The sequence below is a fragment of the Kribbella shirazensis genome, from assembly GCF_011761605.1.
GTDB classification, from domain to species: domain Bacteria; phylum Actinomycetota; class Actinomycetes; order Propionibacteriales; family Kribbellaceae; genus Kribbella; species Kribbella shirazensis.
The window spans coordinates 7,171,114-7,193,685 of record NZ_JAASRO010000001.1 but is presented as its reverse complement, the minus strand read 5'-3'; the positions used below and the strand labels follow the sequence as shown (position 1 = coordinate 7,193,685).

Annotated in this window: 22 protein-coding genes; 10 read left to right on the top strand and 12 right to left on the bottom strand. The window is 68.2% G+C overall.

The window, feature by feature from the left end:
• The gene (locus BJY22_RS34365) at window positions 1-1,302 is read right to left on the bottom strand and encodes an ABC transporter substrate-binding protein (RefSeq protein ID WP_167215424.1); all 1,302 of its coding nucleotides are present in this window, start codon (window positions 1,300-1,302) and stop codon (window positions 1-3) included.
• 189 nt (window positions 1,303-1,491) lie between these two features.
• Between BJY22_RS34365 and BJY22_RS34360 the strand changes: the two genes are divergently transcribed.
• From BJY22_RS34360 to BJY22_RS34345, 4 genes are read left to right on the top strand one after another with little or no spacing between them, the layout of a single operon-like run.
• Window positions 1,492-2,373 (top strand): carbohydrate ABC transporter permease, encoded by an 882-nt coding sequence (locus tag BJY22_RS34360; protein ID WP_167215421.1) that lies wholly within the window; start codon window positions 1,492-1,494, stop codon window positions 2,371-2,373.
• Window positions 2,373-3,239, top strand: coding sequence for a carbohydrate ABC transporter permease (locus BJY22_RS34355; protein WP_167215418.1), 867 nt, complete (start codon window positions 2,373-2,375; stop codon window positions 3,237-3,239). The genes BJY22_RS34360 and BJY22_RS34355 overlap by 1 nt, the downstream gene beginning before the upstream one ends.
• 45 nt (window positions 3,240-3,284) lie before the next feature.
• Window positions 3,285-4,799: a hypothetical protein gene (locus BJY22_RS42090; RefSeq protein ID WP_167215415.1), complete on the top strand. Its 1,515-nt coding sequence runs from the start codon at window positions 3,285-3,287 to the stop codon at window positions 4,797-4,799.
• Window positions 4,796-5,620, top strand: coding sequence for a fumarylacetoacetate hydrolase family protein (locus BJY22_RS34345; protein WP_337759720.1), 825 nt, complete (start codon window positions 4,796-4,798; stop codon window positions 5,618-5,620). The genes BJY22_RS42090 and BJY22_RS34345 overlap by 4 nt, the downstream gene beginning before the upstream one ends.
• A gap of 82 nt (window positions 5,621-5,702) precedes the next feature.
• On the opposite strand, the gene BJY22_RS34340 is transcribed toward BJY22_RS34345, so the two are convergent.
• A complete protein-coding gene (locus BJY22_RS34340) occupies window positions 5,703-6,554 on the bottom strand; it encodes an NAD(P)H-binding protein (protein WP_167215412.1) in 852 nt (283 codons plus the stop codon).
• Between the two features lie 121 nt (window positions 6,555-6,675).
• Between BJY22_RS34340 and BJY22_RS34335 the strand changes: the two genes are divergently transcribed.
• Window positions 6,676-7,575 carry an AraC family transcriptional regulator gene (locus BJY22_RS34335; protein ID WP_167215409.1) on the top strand — a complete coding sequence of 300 codons (900 nt, stop codon included), beginning with the start codon at window positions 6,676-6,678 and terminating at the stop codon, window positions 7,573-7,575.
• On the opposite strand, the gene BJY22_RS34330 is transcribed toward BJY22_RS34335, so the two are convergent.
• Window positions 7,565-8,614, bottom strand: a complete 1,050-nt coding sequence (locus BJY22_RS34330) for a helix-turn-helix transcriptional regulator (protein WP_167215406.1) — start codon at window positions 8,612-8,614, stop codon at window positions 7,565-7,567. The genes BJY22_RS34335 and BJY22_RS34330 overlap by 11 nt on opposite strands.
• 121 nt (window positions 8,615-8,735) lie before the next feature.
• Here BJY22_RS34330 and BJY22_RS34325 point away from each other — a divergent pair, with 121 nt between their 5' ends.
• From BJY22_RS34325 to BJY22_RS34310, 4 genes are all read left to right on the top strand, one after another.
• A complete protein-coding gene (locus tag BJY22_RS34325; protein ID WP_167215403.1) occupies window positions 8,736-9,173 on the top strand; it encodes a cupin domain-containing protein in 438 nt (145 codons plus the stop codon).
• Window positions 9,170-9,544: a DUF1304 family protein gene (locus BJY22_RS34320; protein WP_167215400.1), complete on the top strand. Its 375-nt coding sequence runs from the start codon at window positions 9,170-9,172 to the stop codon at window positions 9,542-9,544. The genes BJY22_RS34325 and BJY22_RS34320 overlap by 4 nt, the downstream gene beginning before the upstream one ends.
• A 126-nt stretch (window positions 9,545-9,670) precedes the next feature.
• Window positions 9,671-11,218 (top strand): alkaline phosphatase D family protein, encoded by a 1,548-nt coding sequence (locus BJY22_RS34315; RefSeq protein WP_167215397.1) that lies wholly within the window; start codon window positions 9,671-9,673, stop codon window positions 11,216-11,218.
• A 1-nt stretch (window position 11,219) separates the two neighbouring features.
• Window positions 11,220-12,473, top strand: coding sequence for a hypothetical protein (locus BJY22_RS34310; RefSeq protein WP_167215394.1), 1,254 nt, complete (start codon window positions 11,220-11,222; stop codon window positions 12,471-12,473).
• A gap of 1 nt (window position 12,474) precedes the next feature.
• Here the strand turns inward: BJY22_RS34310 and BJY22_RS34305 are convergent, their stop codons facing one another.
• Window positions 12,475-13,083: an anti-sigma factor family protein gene (locus BJY22_RS34305; protein WP_167215391.1), complete on the bottom strand. Its 609-nt coding sequence runs from the start codon at window positions 13,081-13,083 to the stop codon at window positions 12,475-12,477.
• Entirely contained in the window at window positions 13,080-13,580 is a 501-nt protein-coding gene (locus BJY22_RS34300; RefSeq protein WP_167215388.1) for a sigma-70 family RNA polymerase sigma factor, read from the bottom strand. The genes BJY22_RS34305 and BJY22_RS34300 overlap by 4 nt, the downstream gene beginning before the upstream one ends.
• Window positions 13,581-13,668: 88 nt before the next feature.
• Here BJY22_RS34300 and BJY22_RS34295 point away from each other — a divergent pair, with 88 nt between their 5' ends.
• Entirely contained in the window at window positions 13,669-14,175 is a 507-nt protein-coding gene (locus BJY22_RS34295) for a COG4315 family predicted lipoprotein (RefSeq protein ID WP_167215385.1), read from the top strand.
• On the opposite strand, the gene BJY22_RS34290 is transcribed toward BJY22_RS34295, so the two are convergent.
• The 7 genes from BJY22_RS34290 to BJY22_RS34260 all read right to left on the bottom strand — a co-directional run bounded on the left by BJY22_RS34290 (window position 14,169) and on the right by BJY22_RS34260 (window position 22,516).
• Window positions 14,169-16,217, bottom strand: coding sequence for a beta-galactosidase (locus tag BJY22_RS34290; protein WP_202891388.1), 2,049 nt, complete (start codon window positions 16,215-16,217; stop codon window positions 14,169-14,171). The two genes, BJY22_RS34295 and BJY22_RS34290, sit on opposite strands and share 7 nt — an antisense overlap.
• 23 nt (window positions 16,218-16,240) lie before the next feature.
• Window positions 16,241-17,092 (bottom strand): carbohydrate ABC transporter permease, encoded by an 852-nt coding sequence (locus BJY22_RS34285; protein WP_202891387.1) that lies wholly within the window; start codon window positions 17,090-17,092, stop codon window positions 16,241-16,243.
• The gene (locus BJY22_RS34280; RefSeq protein WP_167215382.1) at window positions 17,089-18,030 is read right to left on the bottom strand and encodes a carbohydrate ABC transporter permease; all 942 of its coding nucleotides are present in this window, start codon (window positions 18,028-18,030) and stop codon (window positions 17,089-17,091) included. Before BJY22_RS34280 ends, BJY22_RS34285 begins: the two co-directional genes overlap by 4 nt.
• A complete protein-coding gene (locus tag BJY22_RS34275) occupies window positions 18,027-19,406 on the bottom strand; it encodes an extracellular solute-binding protein (protein ID WP_202891386.1) in 1,380 nt (459 codons plus the stop codon). Before BJY22_RS34275 ends, BJY22_RS34280 begins: the two co-directional genes overlap by 4 nt.
• A 95-nt stretch (window positions 19,407-19,501) precedes the next feature.
• Window positions 19,502-20,566 carry a LacI family DNA-binding transcriptional regulator gene (locus BJY22_RS34270; RefSeq protein ID WP_167215379.1) on the bottom strand — a complete coding sequence of 355 codons (1,065 nt, stop codon included), beginning with the start codon at window positions 20,564-20,566 and terminating at the stop codon, window positions 19,502-19,504.
• A gap of 106 nt (window positions 20,567-20,672) precedes the next feature.
• Window positions 20,673-21,128: a YbhB/YbcL family Raf kinase inhibitor-like protein gene (locus BJY22_RS34265; RefSeq protein WP_202891385.1), complete on the bottom strand. Its 456-nt coding sequence runs from the start codon at window positions 21,126-21,128 to the stop codon at window positions 20,673-20,675.
• Window positions 21,129-21,226: 98 nt separating this feature from the next.
• Entirely contained in the window at window positions 21,227-22,516 is a 1,290-nt protein-coding gene (locus BJY22_RS34260) for a phosphodiester glycosidase family protein (protein ID WP_167215376.1), read from the bottom strand.
• Window positions 22,517-22,572: the final 56 nt, after the last annotated feature.

Below are 22,572 nucleotides of genomic sequence, written 5' to 3'. Positions count from 1 at the left end.
CTACTTACCCTTCGCCAGTGTGTCGTTCCACGCCTTCTCGGCGTCGTCCAGTGCCTGCTTCGCCGTCTTGGTACCCGACATGTACGCGCGTACCTGGTCGTCGAACAGCTGGCGCAGCTGCTCGTCGTTCCCCGATCCCATCGACGCGTCCACGCTCTGCTTGAAGGTGTCGATCAGGATCTTGCGTGCCTGGTCGGCCGGTGTGGACCCGCTGATGTCGGTGAAAAACGGATCGGCCAGCGCCTTGACCGAGGACGGGTAGATCGGGACCAGCTTGCAGAGCGCCAGTTGCTGCTCGGGCGCGGCGACGTACTTGAGCCAGGCGGCCGCGGCGGCCTGGTTGTCCGACTTCGCCGGGATCCCCATCACCTGCTGGCCGGGCATGTAGAACTTGCCGTCGGAACCGGTCACCGGCGGGCCGACCACGATCGACGAGTAGACCGCGGGCGCGTTCTTCTCGACGTTCAGCAGTGAGCTGGACACCGCCGCCGGGTTGAACGCGATCAGCTTGTTCTCCAGCGACTGCGGCAGTTCCCGCGGGTTCTCGCCGAGGCTGCCGGGCGCGATCACGCCCGAGGTGTAGAGCGGCTTGAACTTCTCCAGCAGCGCCAGCGTCTGCGGCGTGTTGAACGTGGCCTTCTTGCCGTCCTCGGAGAGCAGCGCGACGCCGTCGGCCTGCACGACGCTGGAGTACGCCATGAAGTTCGTCGCCGACTTGCCGGTCGCGCCGTGGTACTTCGTCGCGAGCGCGAGCGCCTCGTCGTACGTCTTCGGCGGATTCGCCGGATCGAACCCGGCCTTGGCCAGCAGATCCTTGTTGTAGAACGCCAGCGACGTACCGCCGTTGTACCAGGGGATCGCGATCCGTTTGCCGTCGGCAACCAGCGGCTCGGTCAGGTTCGGCAGGTACTCCGCGACGTCTTCCTTGCTGAACAACCCGTTCAGATCAGCCATCGACCCGCCGAACAACCCGGTGGTCGCGGACGTGAAGTTGACGACATCCGGAACCTTGCCGCTGGCGATCGCGGCCAGCAGCTTCGTGGTGATGTCCTGCCCGGGGACGTCGACCCACTTGATCGAGACCTTCGGGTGCTCCTTCTGGTAGGCGTCGATCCACTTCTGGATGTCCGGCCCGTAGTTCTTCTGCAGGTTGATCGTCCACCACTCGATCTCACCGGAGTACGCGTCGCCGGACTGCTGCTCTTCGCTGCCGCCGGCAGGACTGCCGGAGACACAGCCGGCCAGGGCGAGAACGAGTGCGGCAACAACGGCGAGTCGGAGTCTGTGCAGGGGTCGGGCCATCATCGGCTCCTCAGAACGGAATGTCCTAAACCTGGCTTACAGACATCAGAGTGTTCGCCATCTGTGCGGGGGAGTCAACGGAAGAAGCCGGAAATTTCTGAAGTTAGCGCTTCCGGCGTCGAGAGTTGTGCGTTACGGTTCCCGTCAGCTTGGTATCTGAAATCTGGGTTTCAGACACGAGGAGCAAGCATGCCGGGTTTGAAGGGCCGCGTGGTCGGTCAGCACTGGTACACGCCGTACGTGTTCATGCTGCCCGGGCTGCTGTTCTACGCCGCCATGTTCGCGTGGCCGGCCGTGATCGCGATCCAGCTGGCGTTCTCGGACTACGACATCGTGCATCCGGTGCGCTTCTCGGGCCTGGACAACTTCGTCCGGCTCGCGGAGGACCCGCGGGTCTGGATCGCCCTGCGGAACTCGCTGCTGTTCGTGCTGATGTTCCTGCCGCTGACCGTGGTCGCACCGTTGTTCCTGGCGATGCTGGTGAACCTCAGGCTGCGCGCGATCCAGGCGTTCCGGATGCTCTACTACCTGCCGGTGATCACGTCGATGGTCGCGGTCGCGGTCGCCTGGCGGTACGTGTTCAACCGCGAAGGCGTCGTGAACTGGCTGCTCGGACTGTTCGGCGCCGGGCCGACCGACTTCCTGCTCGACCGGCACTGGGCGTTGCCGACCGTCGTACTGCTCGAGGCATGGAAGAACGCGGGCCTGTTCATGATGATCTACCTCGCCGGACTGCAGGCGGTGCCCTCGGAACAGCTCGAGGCGGCCACCATCGACGGCGCGAACGCGTGGCAGCGGCTGCTGCACGTCACCGTGCCGTCGCTGCGGCCGACGTTCGCGGTCACGCTCGTGCTCAGCATGCTCGAGGCGATGCGGGCCTTCGAGTCCGTCTACGTGCTGACCCGCGGCGGGCCGCTCGACTCCACACTCACCCTCGGCTACTACATCTGGTCGAAAGCCTTCGAGGACTACGACATGGGCTATGCGAGCGCCGTCGGCCTGCTGTTGTGGGCGATCATGATCGTCCTGGCCGGGTTCAACCTGCTGGTGACCCGACGGAGGGACGGCTGATGGCCCGCCGCCTCTACCGGACTCCGCCCCGCCGTACGCCGGTCAGCACGCGGACCGTACGCCGGATCGGGCTCTACGTCCTGCTCGTCGCGGTCGCGGCGCTGTTCATCGGGCCGTTCCTGATCCTGCTCAGCGCCGCGACGAAACCGGCCAGCCAGGACGTGTTCGGGTTCCCGCCCGACCTGATCCCGCGGCCGCCGGTGGCCGACTGGTTCCGCGAGGCCTGGACGACGATCCCGTACGCACGGTTCCTGGTGAACTCGGTGATCTACGTCGGCATCACGGTCCCGGTGTACCTCGTCGTGTCGGCGCTGACGGCGTACCCGCTGGCCAGGATCGCGTTCCGCGGCCGGGGCGTGTTCTTCATGCTGTTCCTGTCGATCATGTTCCTGCCCGGCGAGCTGATGCTGATTCCGCGGTTCCTGGTGATGAGCGAGCTCGGGCTGACCGACACGTTCGCGTCCGTGATCCTGCCGGCCATCCTCTCGTCGCTCGGGATCTTCCTGCTCCGCCAGGCGTTCTCGCAGATCCCGGACGAGATCGTCGAGGCCGCGCGGGTCGACGGGGCGAACGAGTTCGCGATCTTCTGGCGGATCTGCGTGCCGATCGTAGCGCCCACGCTCGCCGTCCTCGCGATCCTCGGTTTCGTCTCGGTGTGGAACAGCTTCATCTGGCCGCTCGTGGTGCTGACCAGTCAGTCCAAGTTCCCGATCGCGCTCGGGATCGCCTACCTGAGCGGCGTCGCCGGGACCGACGTCCGCGGTCTCGCCGCCGGCACCGTCATTTCCCTGATCCCTGTCGTCGTGGTCTTCCTCCTGCTGCAGAAACGCATCCTCAACAGCATGGGCGGCGCCGTCAAAGGCTGACCCGCCCACCCCGCCCACCCCGCCCAACCCCCTTGTGAGGTCTTGATGCACGTCAGCCGCCGCACGCTCATCCTCGGAACCGCCGCCGGTGGAGTTGCCGCCTGGGCAGGTCTGCCCTCGACGGCCTTCGCCGATCCACTCGTCTACGACTCACCGGAAGCCTTCGACGCCGCCCAGGCCGGCTACCTGGCGTCCAACCCACAGCACAACGAGGCCGGCCTGTACGCCTGGGGCGAGTCCTACTTCCTGCTCAGCCTGCTGCGCATGTACGAGGCGCACCAGGACGAGCGCTACCTGCGGACGTTCGAGGACCGCGCCCGCCACGTGATCAAGACCACCGACCACGCCCGCGGCGTCAAGGACTACGCGGGCCGGTCGGGCCAGGCCTGGCGCACGGCCGGCAACTACACCGCCGGACACGGTGTACTCCGTGACGGCACCGGCAATGCCGCCGTCCAACTGAGATGGGCCGGGATCAGGTCGGCCGAGTCGACGGCGACCGTCTCGAACGTTGCCAACGGCACCTTCGATCTCGTACTGCGCAACCCTGCCACCACGACCGTCGTCACCCTGCCGGCGGTCAGTCTCGATCCCGCGTCACCGACGTACGTCGTCACCGCGGTCAACAACGCCTACAACGCGGGGCTGCGCTGGACCGCGGTCGATCTCCGGGACGCCCCGGCCGCCGCACCCGCACCGGCGGCGACCACGATCAGCTTCACCTCGCAGTACTACGTCTTCGCCGTGCACACCGGGATGATCGCGTTCCCGCTGGCGCGGTACGCCCGGATGGTGCTGGAGTCGGCGGAGCTGCGGCGCGGCGAGCGGCAGGAGTTCGCGCGCGAGCTGCTCGACGCGGCCGCCTCGGCGGTCGAGTTCCACGACCCGGAGTGGGTCTCGCGACCGGACGGCACCGGCGACTACGTCTGGCCGAAGGGTGCGCCGATCCCGTTCGACGGCACGATCCAGCCGTACAACCAGAGTCAGGGCATCGGTCAGGTGCTCGTCGAGCTCTTCCGCGTCACCAAGCAGCCGCGGTACCGGACCCGGGTTCTGCAGATGCTGAAGGCGTTCGAGCCCGCGCTACGACTCGTCGACGACGCGTACGTGTGGACGTACTGGCCGCCGTACAGCCAGCTCTACACCGGGTTCCCGAAGACCGCGGGCATTTCGGAGTACACGCCGTCGTACCCGGCCTCGAAGCAGATCGAAGACCTCAGCCACGCGGCGATCAGCACCGAGTTCGTGCACGCGGCGTACGACGCGGGCATCGACGGCGGGCCGGCGACGGACGTCGGCCGGTTCACCAGGACGTTCACGAAGAAGCTGATCCGGTCCGCGACCGAGGTTTGGTACCGCGTCGACGGGACGGCCGTTGCGGTTCCGGCGAACGCGGTGCAGTGTGCACGATGGGGTGCTTACGCCGAACAGGACCTGCTGGTCTACCAACAGTCCCTGCGGGTGTACGACGCCGTACAGCTCGTTCCCGTGCAAGGCTCGCACGCCTTGGGCATCGCCTACCTGAACTGGGGCAAGAACTCTGGTTGGAGGAACAAGTGAGACTGCTTCGGATCCACACGCCGGACGGACTGCGCGACGCGGTGCTGGCCGAGGACGGGCGAGTGCTGCCGTTGCCGGGCACGTCCGAGCCGTTCGATCCGGACCGTTGGCGGGAGCGCGCCGCGGCGCCGGAGGACGCCATGGACCTCGAGACGGTGCGACTCGCGGCGCCGCTCGATCCCGGGAAGATCGTGTGTGTCGGGCTGAACTACGCCGACCACGCGGCCGAGGGCGGGCAGGAGGCGCCGGCCGAGCCGATCCTGTTCATGAAGGCACCGGACACGGTGGTCGGTGCGCGCGACGACGTGATCATCCCGCGCGGTGGCGAGAAGACCGACTGGGAGGTGGAGCTCGGGGTGGTGATCGGCCGCACCGCGGCGTACCTCACCGACGAGGCCGAGGCGCTGGAGCACGTCGCCGGGTACGTGCTGGTGAACGACGTGTCCGAGCGGCACTTCCAGTTGGAGCGCGGTGGGCAGTGGGACAAGGGCAAGAACGCGGCGACGTTCTGCCCGCTCGGGCCGTGGATCCTGACCGCGGACGAGGTGCCGGACCCGCAGAAGATCAGGCTCGGGCTGGACGTGAACGGCGAGGTGCTGCAGGACAGCTCGACGGCCGAGATGATCTTCGGCGTCGCGCACCTGGTGCACTACATCTCGCAGTTCATGACGCTCTACCCGGGCGACGTGATCAGCACCGGCACCCCGGCCGGCGTCGGCGCAGGCCAGAAGCCGCCGCGCTACCTGCGCGCAGGCGACGTACTCCGGGTCTGGGCCGACGGCCTCGGGGAGCAGCACAACCGCCTCGTCGCGGCGACGTGATGCGTATCGCCACGCAGGCAAAACCCCGGTATCTGCGCGTCAAACGCCCAGAACGAGGGGTTCTGCCTGCGTGGCGGTTCGCCTACGCCTTCAGGGCGGCGGCGATGGAGTCCGCGAGCGGGGTGGTGGGACGGCCGATCAGGCGGGTGAGGTCGCTGCCGCGGCCGGCGAGCAGGCCGCGCCCGATCGCGTTGTCGACGCCGACGAACAGCTGTGCCACCGGCTCCGGCAGCCCGGCGCCGACCAGCACCTGGGCGTGGTCCGCGGGGGAGAGGTTGTTGTAGGCAACGTCCTTCCCGGACTGCTTCGACAGCTCGGCGGCGTACTCGGTCAGCGTCCAGGACACATCGCCGTTCAGCTCGTACGCCTTTTTCTCATGGCCTTCCGACGTGAGGACGACGGCCGCCGCGGCCGCGTAGTCCCGCCGCGCGGCCGAGGCGATCTGCCCGTCCCCCGCGCTGCCGACGACACCGTGCTCCAGCTGTACGGCGATCTGGTCGGTGTAGACCTCGTTGTACCAGCCGTTGCGGAGGAACGTGTACGGCAGGCCGGAGTCGAGGATCGCCTGCTCGGTGGCGCGGTGGTCGGCGGCCAGATCGAAGTCGGCCTCCGGCCCGCCGAGCACGCTGGTGTACGCGATCCGCGCGACGCCGGCGTCCTTCGCGGCCGCGATGACAGCCTGGTGCTGCTCGAGACGGTTCGCCTCCAGACCGGAGATCAGCAGGACCGTGTCGCCGGCCCCGAACGCCTTCGCCAACGCGCCCGGGTCGTTGTAGTCGGCGATCCGGACCTCGACGCCACGGTCCGCGAGCGGTGCGGCCTTCGCGGCGTTCCGGGCGACCGCGACAACCTGATCGGCCGGAACCCGCTGCAACAGCTCGTCGATGACGAGTGTGCCCAAGTGGCCGGTGGCTGCGGTGACGACGATGCTCATCCTTGCTCCTTCTCGTTGATGTTCTGTCACCGAGCGTAGGAGGCGCCAGCGAGCGGATCTATGTCCATCGAGCGCAGATTTATGTCCGATCGTCTTGGCGTGTGCGCGTATCATGCCAGGTATGGATGTACTCGCGGATGTCGTCGACTCGATGAAGACCGGTCCGGCCACGTCCGGGCGCACCGACGTCCGGGGCCCGTGGGGCCTGCGCTTCGTGGACTCGCACGGCGCCACCTTCCACCTGATCCTGCAAGGTACGGCGTGGTTGCTGCCGCCGGACGGCGACCCGATCCCGCTCGGGCCGGGCGACGCGGTCCTCCTGCCCCGCGGCGCCGAACACGCGCTCGCGGATCACCCGGACTCGCCCCTGGTCGACTTCGATCCGACCGTCGAGGATCCGCAGCAGGGGCCCGGCGCCCGATCGCTGCTGCTGTGCGGGACCTATCGGCTGGACCGTGAGCGCCCACACCCGGTGCTGAGCAGGCTGCCGGACGTGGTCGTCGTACCGGCGGATCCTGGACGCCACCGTTCGTTGCACACGGCAATCAGCATTCTGGGCGAGGAGCTGGACGCGCAGCGGCCCGGTTCCGCCGCCGTCGTACCGGCGCTGGTGGATGCCCTGCTGGTGCTGATCCTGCGGGCCTGGTTCGAGGACCGGGACTGCCCGACGGAACAGGGCTGGGCGCGGGCGCTGACCGACCCCGCGGTCGTCCGGTCACTGGAGCTCATCCACGAGAAGCCCGGTGCCGCGTGGACGGTCGCCGACCTGGCGGCGGGTGTGGGGTTGTCGCGGGCGGCGTTCGCACGGCGGTTCACCGACGCGGTGGGGGAGCCGCCGTTGACCTACTTGTCGCGGTGGCGGATGACGACCGCGGCGCGGTTGCTGCGGGACCACGATCGCCCGCTCGCCACAGTGGCGAAGGCGATCGGTTACACGTCGGAGTTCGCGTTCGCGAAGGCGTTCAAGCGCGACTTCGGCGTACCACCTGGGACTTATCGCAAGCAGCTCGTCACGGCCTGACCGTCAGGTCGTCCGGGCGCAACGTGGCGACCAGTTCGCCGCGGCTGCGCACGCCGACCTTCGCGAACGCCGACTTCAGGTGGTCCTGGATCGTGTGCGGCGAGATCGCCAGCCGGTCCGCGATCTCGCTGGTGGTGTGCCCGGAGATGATCTCCAGACAGATCTCCCGCTCCCGCGTCGTCAGTCCGTACGCCGCCAGCAGCATCCCGACCAGGTGACTCCCCGATGCCGGCTCGATCGTGACCACGACCTCGTCGTCGTTGTCCCCGAGCAGGCGGCTGCCCTGCATCACAACCCATCCGCCGGACGCGGTCTGCACCCGCGCCTGGAAGGTGCCGGAGGCGGCTACGCGAGTCCCGGTGACGACAGCCCGCAGCAGTACGCCGAACCGCCCGGGCGCGATCTCGTCGAGCTCGTCCTGCCAGGTTCGCGCGGCCGCCGTGATCGCCCGCGGCTCCCCGGCCGGGCCCGTGACCACGATCGACGGGCCGACCCCTCCGCGGTACCCGTGCGCGTCCGTGCGGACGGCGACCCGCGTCGCCGCGCCGATCACCGGCGCCACCGACCCTAGGAACTCCAGTTCCCGATCGCTGAAATCAGGTCCGCTGCGGACGAACCCGGCCGCGCCCCAGCAGTCCCCGTCCACCACGAACGTCGTCCGCACCTCGTGCTCGATCCCGAGTGGCCGCCACACCTCGTTGAGTCGCCGGTGCGTGACGACCTCGCGGTACGGCAGGTCCGACAACCGCGCGACCTGGTGTGACGCCCGGGCCAGCTCGGCGAACGAGTTCGGCACGGTTCCGGCGTACTCCGTCTCCGCCAGCCGCGGCTCGTACTCCGGCGGAATGCGGGCCGCGCCGCTGGTCATCGAGCTGATCACCAGCGTGCCCGGGTCGATCCCGGCCCAGCAGGTGAACTCACTGCCGACGACCTGTTCGACCACCTCGATCGCGGCAGCGTGCAGTTCGGCGACGCCCATCCCCGACGTCGCCAACGCCGCGATGTCCCGGCGCGCGGCCCGCGCCCGGCCCTCCCACATGGGCTCAGTATGCGCCGCCGTGCCGCTGCCGCCTATCCCGGAAATGTGGGGATTCCGGCCGTCCGCCGAGCCTCGCCGCACGGGATACCCCGACAGCGCACGCGTTCCTACCGTCGCTGTCATGAACGAATCAGTGCATCTCAGCAATGCGGGCAGCGGCGCCGAGTACGCCGCCCCCGACGCGACCGTGACCGTGAAGATCGGCTCGGAGCACACGGACGGGCAGTACGAGGTCTTCGAGATCGACGCGCCGCGCGCCGACGCGTCGCCGCCGCACGCCGAGTCGTGGAGCAAGGCGTTCTACGTCCTGCAGGGCCGGATCCTCGTGCAGGCAGGGGATCAGGGTTACGACCTCGGGCCCGGAGCCTCGATCAGCATCCCGGCCGGGACCGTGAACACCTTCTCGGTGCTCACCCCGGCCGCGAAGTTCCTCGCGATCAGCCAGACCGGGCGGATGGGCGCGTTCTTCGCGGACCTCGCCGGCGCCGACCCCACCGACTACGCCGCGCTCGGGCAGATCTCGGCCCGGCACGGGGTGACGATCGGAGCGCCGTCATGAGTACGGCGGCCCAGATACTGGCGATCGTCATCGCGGTGCTGCTGGCCTCGGTCTGGCTGATGGAGTCGTTCTTCTACCGCCATCCGCGCCTCTACCCGCTGTTCCTGCTCGAGCGGCGGGACTTCGACGCGGTGCGGCTGTGGATCGTGAACCTCGGGTTCTACAACTTCACGACCGCGGTCGCGCTGGCGCTCGGCGTCGTCCTGGCCCGGACCGGTCATGTTCCGCAGGGGGAGGCGCTGGTCGCGTTCACCGCCGGGCAGCACGTGTTCCTGGCGCTCGTGCTGCTGGTGACGGAGCGGCGGCTCTGGACGAACACGCTCCTCGAGGGCGTACCGACTGCCGTACTGCTCGCCCTCGTTCTGCTGTAGGAAATTTACCGATGTTGCGCAATCATGGGCACGAAGCACCGCACACACTCAAGGTTCCCGAATGGTCACCGGCAGTTCGACCGATCCGGGGGCCTACCGCCCTGAGTACCCGTGAAGGTGAGGCTCATGAGCCCAATCAGTCGCAGGACCCTCGTTCTCGGCGGACTCGCCGCGGCCGGGGCCGGCGCCCTCCCGGCTGCCGCCCAGTCGTCGGTGATCACCGCCACCGCCGCCGTCCCGTACCCGTTCCAGCTCGGCGTCGCGTCCGGTGAACCGGATTCCGGCAGCGTCGTGCTCTGGACCCGGCTGGCGCCGCTGCCGCTGAACTCCGACGGCCACGGCGGCATGGCGAACGCCGACGTCGCCGTCGACTGGCAGGTGTCGACCACCGACACCTTCAGCACGCTGGTCGCCTCCGGCACGGTCACCGCCACGTACGCCGCCGCGCACTCGGTGCACGTCGTCGCGGCCGGCCTCGGCCCGGACGCCGACTACTTCTACCGGTTCCGCGCCCAGGGCCACATCTCGCCCGTCGGCCGGACCCGCACCGCGCCCGCCGTGGGCACCAACGGCCGCGACCTGGTCATGGCCTTCACCTCGTGCGCGCACTACGAGGAGGGCTATTACACCGTCTACCGGCGGATGGCCGAGGAGAATCCCGGCCTGATCCTCTTCCTGGGCGACTACATCTACGAGTACGGCGCCACGACCGGCAGGCCTCGTCTGCACGCGGGTGCCAGCGAGATCGTGTCGCTCGCGGACTACCGCCGCCGGTACGCGCAGTACAAGTCGGACCCGGACCTGCAGGCGGCACATGCGGCCGCACCGTGGATCGTCGTACCGGACGACCACGAGGTCGAGAACAACTACGCCAACATGGTGCGGGCGGACAGTACGCCGTCGCTCACTTCGGCGCAGTGGACCGCACGGCGTACAGCGGCGTACCAGGCGTACTACGAGAACATGCCGCTGCGTCCAGCCCAGGCGAACAGCGGCAACTCGATCCCGTTGTACCGCCGGCTGCGGTGGGGGAGTCTCGCGACGTTCCACATGCTCGACACACGGCAGTACCGCAACGACCAGGCCTGTGGCGACGGCTGGAAGGTGTGCTCCGACGCCGACCTCGCCAGTCGCAGTCTGCCCGGCAACGCACAGGAGACCTGGCTGCTCGACGGACTGAATCAGCACTACGGCACCTGGGACATCCTTGGACAGCAGGTGTTCTTCGCCCGGCGGTTCGACTCCGCAGGCGCGGCGAGCATGGACTCGTGGGACGGCTACCGCGCGTCCCGGGCGCGGATCCAGCAGGGCTGGATCAACCGTGGCACCCGCAACCCGGTGGTGCTGACCGGCGACGTGCACCGCGCGTGGGCCAGCGACCTGAAGGCCGACTACAGCAACGCGAACTCGGCCGTCATCGGGTCGGAGCTGGTGACGAGTTCGGTCAGCTCGAGTGGAGACGGCGACGGCTCCACCACGATCCCGAACGTGTCGAACAACCCCTGGCTGCGCTTCTACCAGAACCGCCGCGGCTACGTCCGGACGACGATCAGCCCGACCCAGCTGCGGGCCGATTTCCGTGCTGTGGCGAAGGTGTCGGAGCACGGCGCCGCTGTCACCACGGCGAAGTCGTTCGTCATCCAAGAGGGCCGACCCGGACTGCAGGCGGTGTGACATGAAGAAGACCCTGGCTCTCACAGCGCTGGCAGCTATCGCGCTGACCTTCACCGCCACGCCGGCCGAGGCGCACGTCGCCACACCTACCTGGGTGACAGCGAACAGTTCGTCGACCGGTGACCAGGACGCCGCCGCTGTGGCGACCAACCGGAACGGGTACGTCGCTGTGGTCTGGGAGGACGACCGCGACACCGACAACGCAACGGACAACGTGCACAGCGAGATCTACCTACGGCTGTTCCGCAACGGCACAGCTGTGTACGAGAAGAAGCTGTCCGCCGGTGGTGGCAGCGGTGTGACGAACTGGAGACACCTGCATCCGGACGTCGGGCTGGACGACAAGGGCAACGCGGTCGTTGTGTGGCAGGACGACCCGGACGGCAACGGGTACTACAACATCCCGTACCGCGTCGTGAACACCGCCGGCACCGTGACGGCGTCCGGCAACGCGAACAACAGCTCCACCGGCCAGCAGATCAACCCACGGGTCGCCGTGGATCCGGACGGTGCACCGACCAGTGGCGCTGTCGCGTTCACTGTGGCGTGGGAGGACATCCAGACCGGTGCGCAGGCAACTGTGATGGCGGCCGGCTTCACCGGTCCGACGACCCGTGCCTGGCAGGTGAATGCTTCGCAAACGACCGGCCAGCACCACAACCCGGACGTGGCAGTGTCCGCGTCCGGTGACGCGGTTGTCGTGTGGGACGAGGACGGCGACGCCAACGCGTACTACAACGTCGGGTTGATCCGGCTGGCTCGGACCAACGGTGCGGCCTCACTGTCGCGACGTACCGCCAACTCCGAGGGCGGTGGCCAGCAGACGCACGCATCGGTCACGGCCAACTTCAACGGCGACTTCGCAGTCGCGTGGGCGTCCGACCACACCGGTACGGCGGGTGTCTGGACGCGTTCGTTCACGTCGACCGGTACGGCGCGGTACGCCGACACCGAGGTCGCCGCGGGAGGTACAGCGGCGTCGATCGGCATCGACGACCAGGCGCAGACCGTGGTCGGCTGGACGGTCCAAGGCACCGACCCGGACGTGTGGGTCCGCGGCTTCGGTACGAACGGTACCGACACCGACCGGTTGTCCTCGCAGCGGTTGAGTTCCGTGACCACCGGCCGGCAAGAGCAGATGACGGTTGCCGTGTCGCCGTACGCCGAAGTCGCCGTCGCCTACACCGACGACAACGACGGCAACACCTACGACCAGGTCGTTCTGGGCACCGGAATCTCCAACAACAGTTGGTGAATCAGTGCGTCGTCGGGGACACCGTGCTCAGTACGGTGTCTCCGGCGGCGACCACTTCGAGCCGTACGATGTCGCGCAGCGGGATCGACGTACTGGCAGGAACCTGTGCCCGGTAGTTGCCGTTCGCTGCCCACCAGCCTGCTGTTTCGACGGTGCCGTCGCGGCCGTGGACCACGAGCGCGCAGTGCTCGTACGGCTTCAGGTCGGTCATCCGGAGCTGGATGTCCGTGCCCCAGCCGCGGCTGACAAGCTTCGCCGTGGTGTCGATGCCACCGACCCCGTCCGTGGCTTTCCACGTTGCTGACGCCGGTGTGGACAGCAGGCCCCAGCTGACGACACCAGCGACCGTTGCTGCCGATGCTGCCGCCAGCACCCATCGCCGCCGCGGCCTCTTCTTCCTGGTCAGCTGGAGCGGCGCAGGTTCTGGCTGATCGATCTCGATGTCTTCGACTGGTACTGCGTGCAGAAGCCCCGGCAGGTGAGCGAACTGCAGCAGGGCCTCACGACAGGCCGCACAGGTTTCCACGTGCTCCTCGACCACGTGCCGTTCGGATGCCTCGAGCGCACCGAGCACATAGGCGCCGATCGACGTCGTCTCCGGACAGGTCATGAGCCGGTTACTCCTCGCTCTTCCAGTGCAGCTCGCAGAGCGTGCAGCGCGTAGTAGCTGCGCGACTTCACCGTCCCCGGCGGTACGCCGAGGATCACAGCCGCCTCGTTGACGGTGCGCCGGTGGTAGAACAGTTCGACGATCACCTGGCGGTGCTCCTTGCTGAGCCCACGCAGTACCTCGATCACCTGCCAGACCTGCAGTACCCGCTCGATGTCGTCTCCGAGCGCCGGGAACTCGCGGTCCTCGATCGGCACCTCCGTCACCCGGGCGCCCTGCCGGCGGCGGCCGGAGATCACCAGGTTGCGCGCGACCGTGAACAGCCACCGCCCGGCGCGGTCCGGATCCAGCTCGGCCGCGTGCGCCCAGGCCCGGGTCATCGTTTCCTGCACGATGTCCTCGGCGTACTGCCGATCGCCGACCGAGCGCAGCACGTACCCGTACAGCGGCCGCCGGTACCTGTCGTACAACGCGCGGATCACCGTGTCGTCATCCACACTTCTGCACTACGCGGCACGGCCGCGAACGGTTCAATCTGAACCGGGCGGCCGGATCTCGCGTATCTGTGGGGGAGAGGAGATCCCGATGAGAACACGAATCTTGTTGCTGGGAGCAACAGTGGCCGCGCTCGGCACGCTCACCGCGTGCGGCGGGAACAACGGCTCGCCCGCCTCCGGAGAAGAGCAGGCGGTCGGCGCGATCGCGGTCAAGGACGTCGGCGGCGTCGGCCGGACGCTCGTCGACGCGTCCGGGAAAACGCTGTACTTCGCCGACCAGGAAGCCGACGGGACGATCAAGTGCACCGGCAGCTGCCTGAGCTTCTGGATGCCCGTCGCCGGCACCGCCGCCGACACGAAGTCGGTCACCGGCCTCGCCACGATGAAGCGCTCGGACACCGGCGCAGAACAACTCACCTTCCAGGGCAAGCCCCTGTACACCTTCAAACTCGACACCAAGGCCGGCGAGGCCAAGGGCAACAACCTCACCGACGCCTTCTCCGGTATCGACTTCACCTGGCGCGCCGCCACCACCACAGCCGCAGCGCCCACCCAGGCGCCGTCGTCGTCGGATGACGGCGGCTACGGTTACTGATCCAACTCGACGAGCACCCGCACATCCCACGGGCCCAGCTCCAGCTCGCCGTTGGCCGGCTGGTCCGCGAGCACGTCGTGAGCGCGGCCCGGCACCTTGAGGCCGACGCTGTCCCACGACCAGTTGTGAACGAACCGGAGCCGTCGGCCGTCCGCGCTGGTCGCCGAGGTGACGGTCACCCCGGCCGGCAGCTCGGTCCAGGACGCGGGCTTGATCCACCGGAACAGTGCTGCGGCCAGGGCCGGGTTCGGCACAGTGCCGACGTACGTGATCCGGCCAGCTCCGTAGGCTCGCGTGGTGATCGCCGGCCACCGCCCGAAGTGCGGGTGGTCGTAGCCCACCAACACGTCGGCGCCGTCGACCTCGAGCCCGTCCACCCAACGGGTGGCGGCGGCGTCGGCATCGAGCTCCAGGCCGATGCCGCGCACCGGTACCTCCACGCTGACGTTGCTGAACTCGTCGTACCGGACACCGGCCGCGTCGGCGAGCCTGGCGGGCTGTACGTCGGTGCGCGCTCGTGCCTCGTGGTCGGCGTACCCGGTCCGTGGTCCGACGACGAGGTGCCCACCGACCTCGGCGTACGCGGCCAGCTGGTCCAGCAGGTCGGTGTCAGCCAGATAGAGCGCCGGTACGACGAGAACCGGGTGGTCCCGCACCGATCCGGTGAACTGGCTCGTGTGCAGGATGCGGACCTGGAGACCGGCGTCGAAAGCCCCACGATAGAAGGGATCGAAGAAACCGTGGTACGAACGCTCGTCCGGGCTGCCGTCCGCGTGCGCGAGCGCGGGGTACTTCTGCATCAGCCACTTGCTGGGCGTCGAGTAGAGCAACGTCAGGTCGCTGTCCGGGGTGAGGTCCACGACGAGTGAGCCCGCGGCCTCGAACTCGGCACCGAGCTGTGCGACCTCCCGGTACGTGCGGCCCGGCTGACCGCTGTGCGGCAGGACTCCGCCCCAGTAGGTCTCCGCGCCGAAGTGCAGCGTGTGCCAGTGCCAGTACTCGATCATCTTGGCGCCACGCGACACCAGCGCCCACGCGGCCTGCCGCCACTGGCCGTCGTACGCCGGACGGTTGTTCCACGGGAAGCCGATCGACTGTGCGTTGGTCTCGGTCACGAGGAAGGGGCTCTGTTTCGAGGAGTACATCCGGTCCGCACTGAGGTAGAGCGCCCAGGTGCCGTTGGTGGTCCAGCCCTGTTGGGCCGACCCGGCGTGCGGGTGCCGCAGTCCGTCCTGCATGGAGTAGTACGCGTTGCCGGCCGTCACGTCGAGGCGTCGTACCAGCTCGTCGTCGGCGACGGCAGGGCGCTCGTAGGCGATGCAGGTGGTCACGAACTGGTCCGGACGCGCGTACTCGCGCACGATGTCGGCCTGCCAGCCGATGAACTCGGTCGTCTGGTCCGCCTGGAACTGCCGCCACGCCACGTCGTACTGCGGCTGGACGTTGCCGTCCGGCGTCCACAGGTCGGCCCAGTCCGACAACCGGTGCGACCAGTAGACGAGACCCCAAGCGTCGTTCAGCGTCTGCACGTCGCCGTACTTGTGCCGGAGAGTGTCGACGAAGCGCTGGAAGACGCCGTGGTTGTGCAGCAACTCGTTGCCCGGCTCGTTGTCCACCTGAAAGCCGATGACCGCCGGGTGATCGGCGTACCGCTCGGTGATCTTGCGGATCACGCGCTCGGCGTGGAACCGGAAGCCGGGATGGGTGAAGTCCACCTCCTGCCGGGCGCCCCAGCCGATCCGTTGCCCGGTCCTCCGTTCGCCGGTGATCTCCGGGTAGAGGCGGGCCAGCCAGGGCGGTACGGCGTACGTCGGGGTGCCGAGCACGACCGCGATGCCCCGTGCCTGCGCGCCGTCGAGGACGGGTTGCAGCCAGTCGACGTCGAAGCGCCCGTTCTCCGGCTCCCAGGTCGACCAGACCGACTCGCCCACCCGGATCACCGAAAAACGAGCAGCGGCCATCAGGTCGAGATCCTGGTTGAGCCGGTCGTGGGGCTGGTATTCGTGATAGTACGCAGCGCCGAAGAGCACACGCTCTTGCACAGTGGTTCTCCCAAGGGTAGAAGTCAGGCTTTGATGCCGCCGGAGGCCAGCCCCGACTGCCAGTACCGCTGCAGCAGCAGGAACGCGGCGATCAGCGGGACGACGGACAGGAAGGACCCGGTGATCACCAGGGACAGCACGGCGCCGGTCGTGCCGCCGCCGGCGCTCGCCTGTGACGACCATTGGGCCAGTCCCAGGGTGATCGGGTACAGGTCCGGGTTGTTGAGCATGATGAGCGGCAGGAAATAGTTGTTCCAGGTCGCGACCAGCGTGAACAGCAGCACAGTGACGATGCCCGGGGCAAGCATCCGGAGTGCGACCTGGAAGAAGATCCGGAACTCGCCCGCCCCGTCGATCCGGGCCGCCTCGATGATCCCGTCCGGAACGGCGTCCTGTGCGTAGATCCGCATCAGGTACAGGCCGAACGGGCTCACCAGCGACGGCAGGATGATCGCCCACGGCGTGTTCACCAGACTCGCCTTGCTGAACAGCAGGTACGTCGGGATCGCGAGTGCCGTGGTCGGCACCATGATCGCGCCGAGCACCAGCCCGAACATCGCGCCGTTCCCGCGGAACCGGTACTTCGCGAAGCCGTATCCGCCGAGCGCGCACAGGAACGCGGCCCCGCCCGCACTGACCACCGAGTAGAAGACGGTGTTGCCCATCCACCGCGAGAACACCCATCCGCCGTTCGTCACGGTCTCGCGGATGTTCGACAGCAGCGAGAAGTCGTCGGCGAACCACAGGCCGAAGCTCGAGAACAGGTCGCCCACCGTCTTCGTCGAGGCGATGAACAACCAGAACAACGGCAGCAGGAAGTAGATGAGCAGGAGCACCATGCACACGGTGAGCACGTTGCTGCGTCTGGCCGTCATGACCTGGACCTCCGGGTGCTCATGAACAGCACGGCGTACGACGCGACGACGATCACCGCGCCGAGGAGGAACGAGACCGCTGCGGCGTAGTTCACCTCCTGGCCAGTGAAGGCCAGGGTGTAGGCGTAGAGGTTCGGCGTGTAGGCGCTGTCGATGACGCTCGGGGCCAGTCGCTGCATCAACTGAGGTTCGTTGAACAACTGGAAGCTGCCGATGACCGAGAAGATCAGGCAGACCAGCAGGGCCGGCCGGAGCGCCGGGATCTTGATGCTCCACGCGGTCCGGATCGCTCCGGCGCCGTCCACTGCGGCGGCCTCGTAGAGGTCGTGCGGTACGGCCCGGAGGGCGGCGTACAGGATGATCATGTTGTAGCCGGTGAACTCCCAGGTGACGATGTTCGCGATGGAACCGAGCATCCAGTCGCTGCTGAGGAACGTCGGCGCCGGCAGGCTCAGCTTCCCGGCCAGCTGGGCGAACGGACCGAAGTCCTGGCCGTAGAGGTAGCCCCACATCAGTGTGGCGACCACGCTCGGGACCGCGTACGGCAGGAAGATGCCGAGCCGGAAGGTCTTCGCCGCCCGAAGCAGCCCGCTGTCGATGGCCAGCGCCGCGAGCAACCCGATCGCGAGCATGATCGGCACCTGGATCAGGAAGAACAGCGCGACCCGGCCCATACCTCCCAGCAGCCGGGGATCGGTCAGGGCGCGGGTGTAGTTGTCCAGCCCGGCGAACACCGTGCCGCCGATCAGCCGCTCCTGGAACAGGCTCAGGTACGCGGCGTAGGCCAGCGGCAACACCAGCAGGCCCAGGAACACCAGCATGAACGGCGCGACGAAGAGGTAGCCGGTGCGGGCGTGGCTCACGCCGCGGCCCCGCCGGCGAACCTCACTGCGGCTCGGCGCCCGTGCCCCGAGCCGATCGGTCGTGTTGACGCTCATTGCTCGACCTTGAAGCCCTGGTTCTCCGCGTACTTCGTGGTCCGGTCCTGCCACTGGTCGAGTGCGGCGCTGGTGTCGGTCTTGTTCGCGAACGACTTACCGACGGTCTCGCCCCAGTCGCTGTAGGCCTGGTCCAGGAACGGCGGCCACTCGAACTCGGTGTCCACGGTGTCGCTGATCCCGGCGAACAGCTTGTTCACCGTCTGACCGCCGTAGAAGGGCAGCGGGCGGTCGACGAACGAGGTGTCGGCCAGCAGAGACTTGGTGACCGGGAAGAGGAACTGCTGGGTCGCGAACATCTTCGTCGACTCGGGATCGGTGTTGATGAATTCGGCCAGCTTCGCCGCCGCGATCGGGTTCTTCGTCCCCTGCACGACCGCTGTCGTCGAGCCGCCCCAGTTGCCGGAGACGTTCTTGCCCGCGTCCCACTGGGGCAGCGGTGCCGCGCGCCACTTGCCGCTGGTCGCCTTCGCGCTGCCTTCGAGGAAGACCGGGCCCCACGCGGCGGTGAGCCAGGTGGCGTACTTGCCGCGGTTCAGCGACTGGTACCACTGGTCGTTGAAGTCGGCATCGGTCGAGACCGAGCCCTCCTTGATCAGCCCGCTCCAGTAGTCGGCGACCTTCTTGGACTCCGCACCGTTCAGATCGACCTTGACCGAGTCGGCGCCGGTGTTCTCGAACGGCTTCACGCCGGCCTGCCAGAGCAGACCGAACCACACCCCGGCCTGGCTCTGCGCGAGGTTCGTCAGGTAGACCTTGGGATCCGCGGCGTGCAACTTCCGGGCCGCCGCGGCGAACTCGTCCCAGGTCTTCGGTACGGCGATGCCGTGCTTGTCGAAGATGTCCTTGCGGTACAGCATCCCCATCGGCCCGCTGTCCTGCGGAATCGCCCAGACCTCGCCGTTGGAGCCGACCACCTGCTGCCAGGTCCACGGAACGAACTTGTCCTTCAGCGTCTCGGCGCCGTACGGCCGCAGGTCCATCAGGCTCTTGGTGATCGAGAACGTCGGGATGTACTGGAACTCGATCTGCACGGCGTCCGGGAAGCCGGCCTTGGCTTTCAGTGCGGTGCGCAGTTTGGTGTACTGCGGTCCGCCCTGTCCGGCGTTGACCACCTTCACCTTGATCGCGGGGTACTTCTTCTGGAACAGGTCGACTTCCTTCTGGATGTTCGGCACCCAGGTCCAGAACGTCAGTTCGGTGGGCGTGGACATGGCCTTGTCGATGTCGGCCTGGCTGACGGTCGTGGCCGCGGGCTGACCGCCGGAGTCGTCACCGCCACCTCCACAGGCGGCGAGGGCGAGACTGCCGCTGAGGACGAGTGCCGCGGCGAGCGCGACTCGGCGCCGCAGGGATGTGCGTTGGAAACGGAACACGTGGAACAACTCCTTGGGATCTGAGCAGAGCTTCGCCCTGGGTCGCGGCCTCGGCCGGCCGGTGCTGGACCGCCCGTCAGGGCGGACGTGTGCGTTCAGCGGTGCGTGCGGCTCCGCCCACGCGGAGCGGCAGTGGACTGGCGGATGACCAGCCGGAGCGGCGGTGGCTCCGGCGCGGGAGACCGGTCGCCGGTGGGCGACTCGATCTCCTTGACGAGGTTCGCGATCCCGCGGGCGACATGGACGTCGAAGTCCTGCGGGACGGTGGTGAGCGGCGGTGTCAGGAACGCCGCCGTCGGGATGTCGTCGAATCCGACGATGCTGACGTCATCGGGGACCGATCGGCCGGCCTCGGTCAGCGCGCGCAGGACACCGATGGCCATGTCGTCGTTGGCGACGAAGATCGCGGTGACGTCGTTGTCGGTGGCCAGTTCCCGGCCGGCTGCGTAGCCGGAGGCGGGGAGCCAATCACCTTCCAGCACAGGTGGTTCCGGGGCACCGGCGTCGGCGAGGGCTTGTCGCCAGCCGGCCATCCGTTCCCGGGCGGCCCACCAGCGTTGCGGGCCGGCGACGTGCCAGACCGTCCGGTGCCCGAGACCGAGCAGATGTTCGGTCGCGGTCCGGCCGGCGTCGACGTTGTCGCCGCCGGTGTCCAGGCTCGGCTTCGCGGTGAGACCCGGGAGCCGGCCGAAACTCAGCACCGGGATGTCGACGTCGATCGGCCGGGCGTCGCCGCCCTCGTCGATCGGTTCGGACAGGATGATCCCGTCCACCCCCTGCACCAGGAGGTGCTCGATCGCGTCGGCCACGGTGTCGCCTTCGAGGGTGTTGACGATGCTGACCGAGTAGCCGGTGGTGCGGAGGGCGCGTTCGATCGCCACCAACTGCGTCGCCGGACCGAACAGCGCCGTACCGAGGCAGACGACGCCGATCCGTTGGGTGCGGCCGGAGTTGAGCGCGCGGGCGGCGTCGTTGCGGCGGTAGCCGAGCTCCTGCATGGCGGCCTGGACCCGGAGCCGGACCTCTTCCTTGACGTACGGCTCGCCGTTCAGCACGCGCGACACGGTCTTCTGCGAGACGCCTGCGAGCCGGGCGACGTCCGTGCTCCCCGGACGACGGCGCGCCCGGCCGTCGTTGGAGCCCGGTTTCGCCACCGTCATGAGCCGCACCTTCTGACGTTTCTGACTACTTCTGACTACGCAGTCAGGTTCTGTCTACGTAGTCAGAACGTCAATGGCTGATGCTGTGTGACCTGAGTCACACCGGTCAGCGGGAGTAGAGGGCGGTGATCCGGCCGCGGGCGATCGTCTTGGCGTCGATCGCCTTCAGGGCTTCGTCGAGGCCGGCGCCGTCCAGGAGACCTGTCGCTGCGGACAAGCCGTAGACGGTGAAGCGATAGTGGTGCGTGCCGCTCGGCGGACAGGGGCCGTAGTACCCGGTCTTGCCACCCGAGTTCTTCGCCTGCTTCACGCCAGGCGGCACGCCGCCTTCGGCCAGCGAGGCGGCGATCGCTTCGAGGTCGAGCACGATCCAGTGGGTGAAGGTGCCGCGGGGGGCATCAGGGTCGTCGACGACCAGGGCCAAGGCTGCGGCGTTCGCTGGGATGTCTTTCCAGGCGAGCGGTGGCGCCACGCCCTCGCCGTCGCAGGTGTACTTGCGCGGGATCGTCTCGCCATCGCGGAACGCTGGACTGGTGACTGTGATGCTCAAGGGCGTGGTCACGGCAGGCTCCTTCCCGGAATCGGCACCGCTGTAGGTGGCTGTGCTCACCAGCACAGCCACCTACAGCAGCAGGCGCTTGCCTTCAACGTACTGCGGGTTTACCTGCCGGGGACGAAGACGATCGCGTCGCCGACTGCGCGTTCGGCGCCGCCGGTGCTGCTCGGGCGGTTGACGAGGGTGCCATCCTGCAGTGCCATCGCGGTCGAGCCGCCGCCGTCCAGGTTGATGGCGTCGTACAGGCCGAGGGCCTTTGCGACCGCGGCCGTCTCGGCCATCGTGGTGCCGACGCTCGTGGTCTGCCGGCCGTCGAGCGTGGCGAGGACGATCTTGCCGCCGCGTGTCGTCCCGGCGATCGTGCGCGGGTTGCGGGCGAAGAAGCTGCCGGTGCCGTCCGGTACGACGATCTCGCCGTTCTTCGTCAGCTGGTAGCGACCTGTGACGCCGTACAGGCCCTTGGACAGCTCGACCTTCTGACCGTTCTCGTTCGACACCGCGATCTCGGTGCCGAGGCATCCCTTGGCCAGGTTCAGCAATGCGGCGGTCTCCTGGCCGGTCGCCTGCAGGGAGGTTTGGCTCGGGCTGAGCGTCGTACCGCGCGTGGTCGACGTACGGACGACGCAGCCGCGGCGGTCGAGCACGACCTCGGCACCCGCCCCGGACGGCGTCGCGGCGCCGAACTGCGGGGTGAAGCGGACGAGGTCACCCGGCACGGTGCAGGTTGTCTGGTCCGGGAGCGTGGCGCACGCCGTCGGGACCACCGGCGGGTGGTTGATGAACTCGAGCGGGAGTTGGCTGCCGGTGAGCCGGTTGCGGACGGCGCCGGTCCAGCGCAGGTGGCCGGTCACGACCTTGTTGCTGTTGGCATCGATCACCAGGTTGGCCTCGGCCGGGTCGGTGAGCGGCTCGCTGAGCAGTTCGCCGTCGAACAGGCCGAGACCGACCGGGTCGCCCGGGTACTGCGGGTTCGCGGTGAAGGTGAAGAACGACGCGTTCACCCCGGCCAGCGCGCCGGAGGACCTCACCAGGTCGGAGGTCTTCTCGACACGAGCCAGGTCCGGGCCGTACGTCGCCTGCAGCTGACCGTCGGCGATCCGCGGGTCGATGGTCAGGACGTTGACGACCCACGGGCCGCGGGTCGTGGTGTTGATCTGGTCGGCCGGCGCCGGGTCGGTGCCGCGGACGATCCGGGTCAGCGTGACGCCGCGCGCCAGCGTCCGGTCGGTCCGGGTCTCGGCCAGGTCGGCGTCCCCGAGCGGCAGGCCCTGCCCGGCCGGTACGACCTGTTCACCGGCCGGGACGGCACCGGCTGTCGACATTCCGGCAGCCAGTAGGCCGCACACCGCGGCGGCACTGAGAGCAGCCTTGAACACTCGAGCGGAAGTAGTCATGCGGCTCATCCTCCGAGCTCTCGGTGGAATCTTTCTGATCTTTTCCCCGACTCGTC

Coding starts and splice junctions, on each gene's coding strand:
- BJY22_RS34365 (WP_167215424.1), bottom strand. CDS start 1,302: ATGGCCCGACCCCTGCACAGACTCCGACTCGCCGTTGTTGCCGCACTC.
- BJY22_RS34360 (WP_167215421.1), top strand. CDS start 1,492: ATGCCGGGTTTGAAGGGCCGCGTGGTCGGTCAGCACTGGTACACGCCG.
- BJY22_RS34355 (WP_167215418.1), top strand. CDS start 2,373: ATGGCCCGCCGCCTCTACCGGACTCCGCCCCGCCGTACGCCGGTCAGC.
- BJY22_RS42090 (WP_167215415.1), top strand. CDS start 3,285: ATGCACGTCAGCCGCCGCACGCTCATCCTCGGAACCGCCGCCGGTGGA.
- BJY22_RS34340 (WP_167215412.1), bottom strand. CDS start 6,554: ATGAGCATCGTCGTCACCGCAGCCACCGGCCACTTGGGCACACTCGTC.
- BJY22_RS34335 (WP_167215409.1), top strand. CDS start 6,676: ATGGATGTACTCGCGGATGTCGTCGACTCGATGAAGACCGGTCCGGCC.
- BJY22_RS34330 (WP_167215406.1), bottom strand. CDS start 8,614: ATGTGGGAGGGCCGGGCGCGGGCCGCGCGCCGGGACATCGCGGCGTTG.
- BJY22_RS34325 (WP_167215403.1), top strand. CDS start 8,736: ATGAACGAATCAGTGCATCTCAGCAATGCGGGCAGCGGCGCCGAGTAC.
- BJY22_RS34320 (WP_167215400.1), top strand. CDS start 9,170: ATGAGTACGGCGGCCCAGATACTGGCGATCGTCATCGCGGTGCTGCTG.
- BJY22_RS34315 (WP_167215397.1), top strand. CDS start 9,671: ATGAGCCCAATCAGTCGCAGGACCCTCGTTCTCGGCGGACTCGCCGCG.
- BJY22_RS34310 (WP_167215394.1), top strand. CDS start 11,220: ATGAAGAAGACCCTGGCTCTCACAGCGCTGGCAGCTATCGCGCTGACC.
- BJY22_RS34305 (WP_167215391.1), bottom strand. CDS start 13,083: ATGACCTGTCCGGAGACGACGTCGATCGGCGCCTATGTGCTCGGTGCG.
- BJY22_RS34295 (WP_167215385.1), top strand. CDS start 13,669: ATGAGAACACGAATCTTGTTGCTGGGAGCAACAGTGGCCGCGCTCGGC.
- BJY22_RS34285 (WP_202891387.1), bottom strand. CDS start 17,092: ATGACGGCCAGACGCAGCAACGTGCTCACCGTGTGCATGGTGCTCCTG.
- BJY22_RS34280 (WP_167215382.1), bottom strand. CDS start 18,030: ATGAGCGTCAACACGACCGATCGGCTCGGGGCACGGGCGCCGAGCCGC.
- BJY22_RS34270 (WP_167215379.1), bottom strand. CDS start 20,566: ATGACGGTGGCGAAACCGGGCTCCAACGACGGCCGGGCGCGCCGTCGT.
- BJY22_RS34260 (WP_167215376.1), bottom strand. CDS start 22,516: ATGACTACTTCCGCTCGAGTGTTCAAGGCTGCTCTCAGTGCCGCCGCG.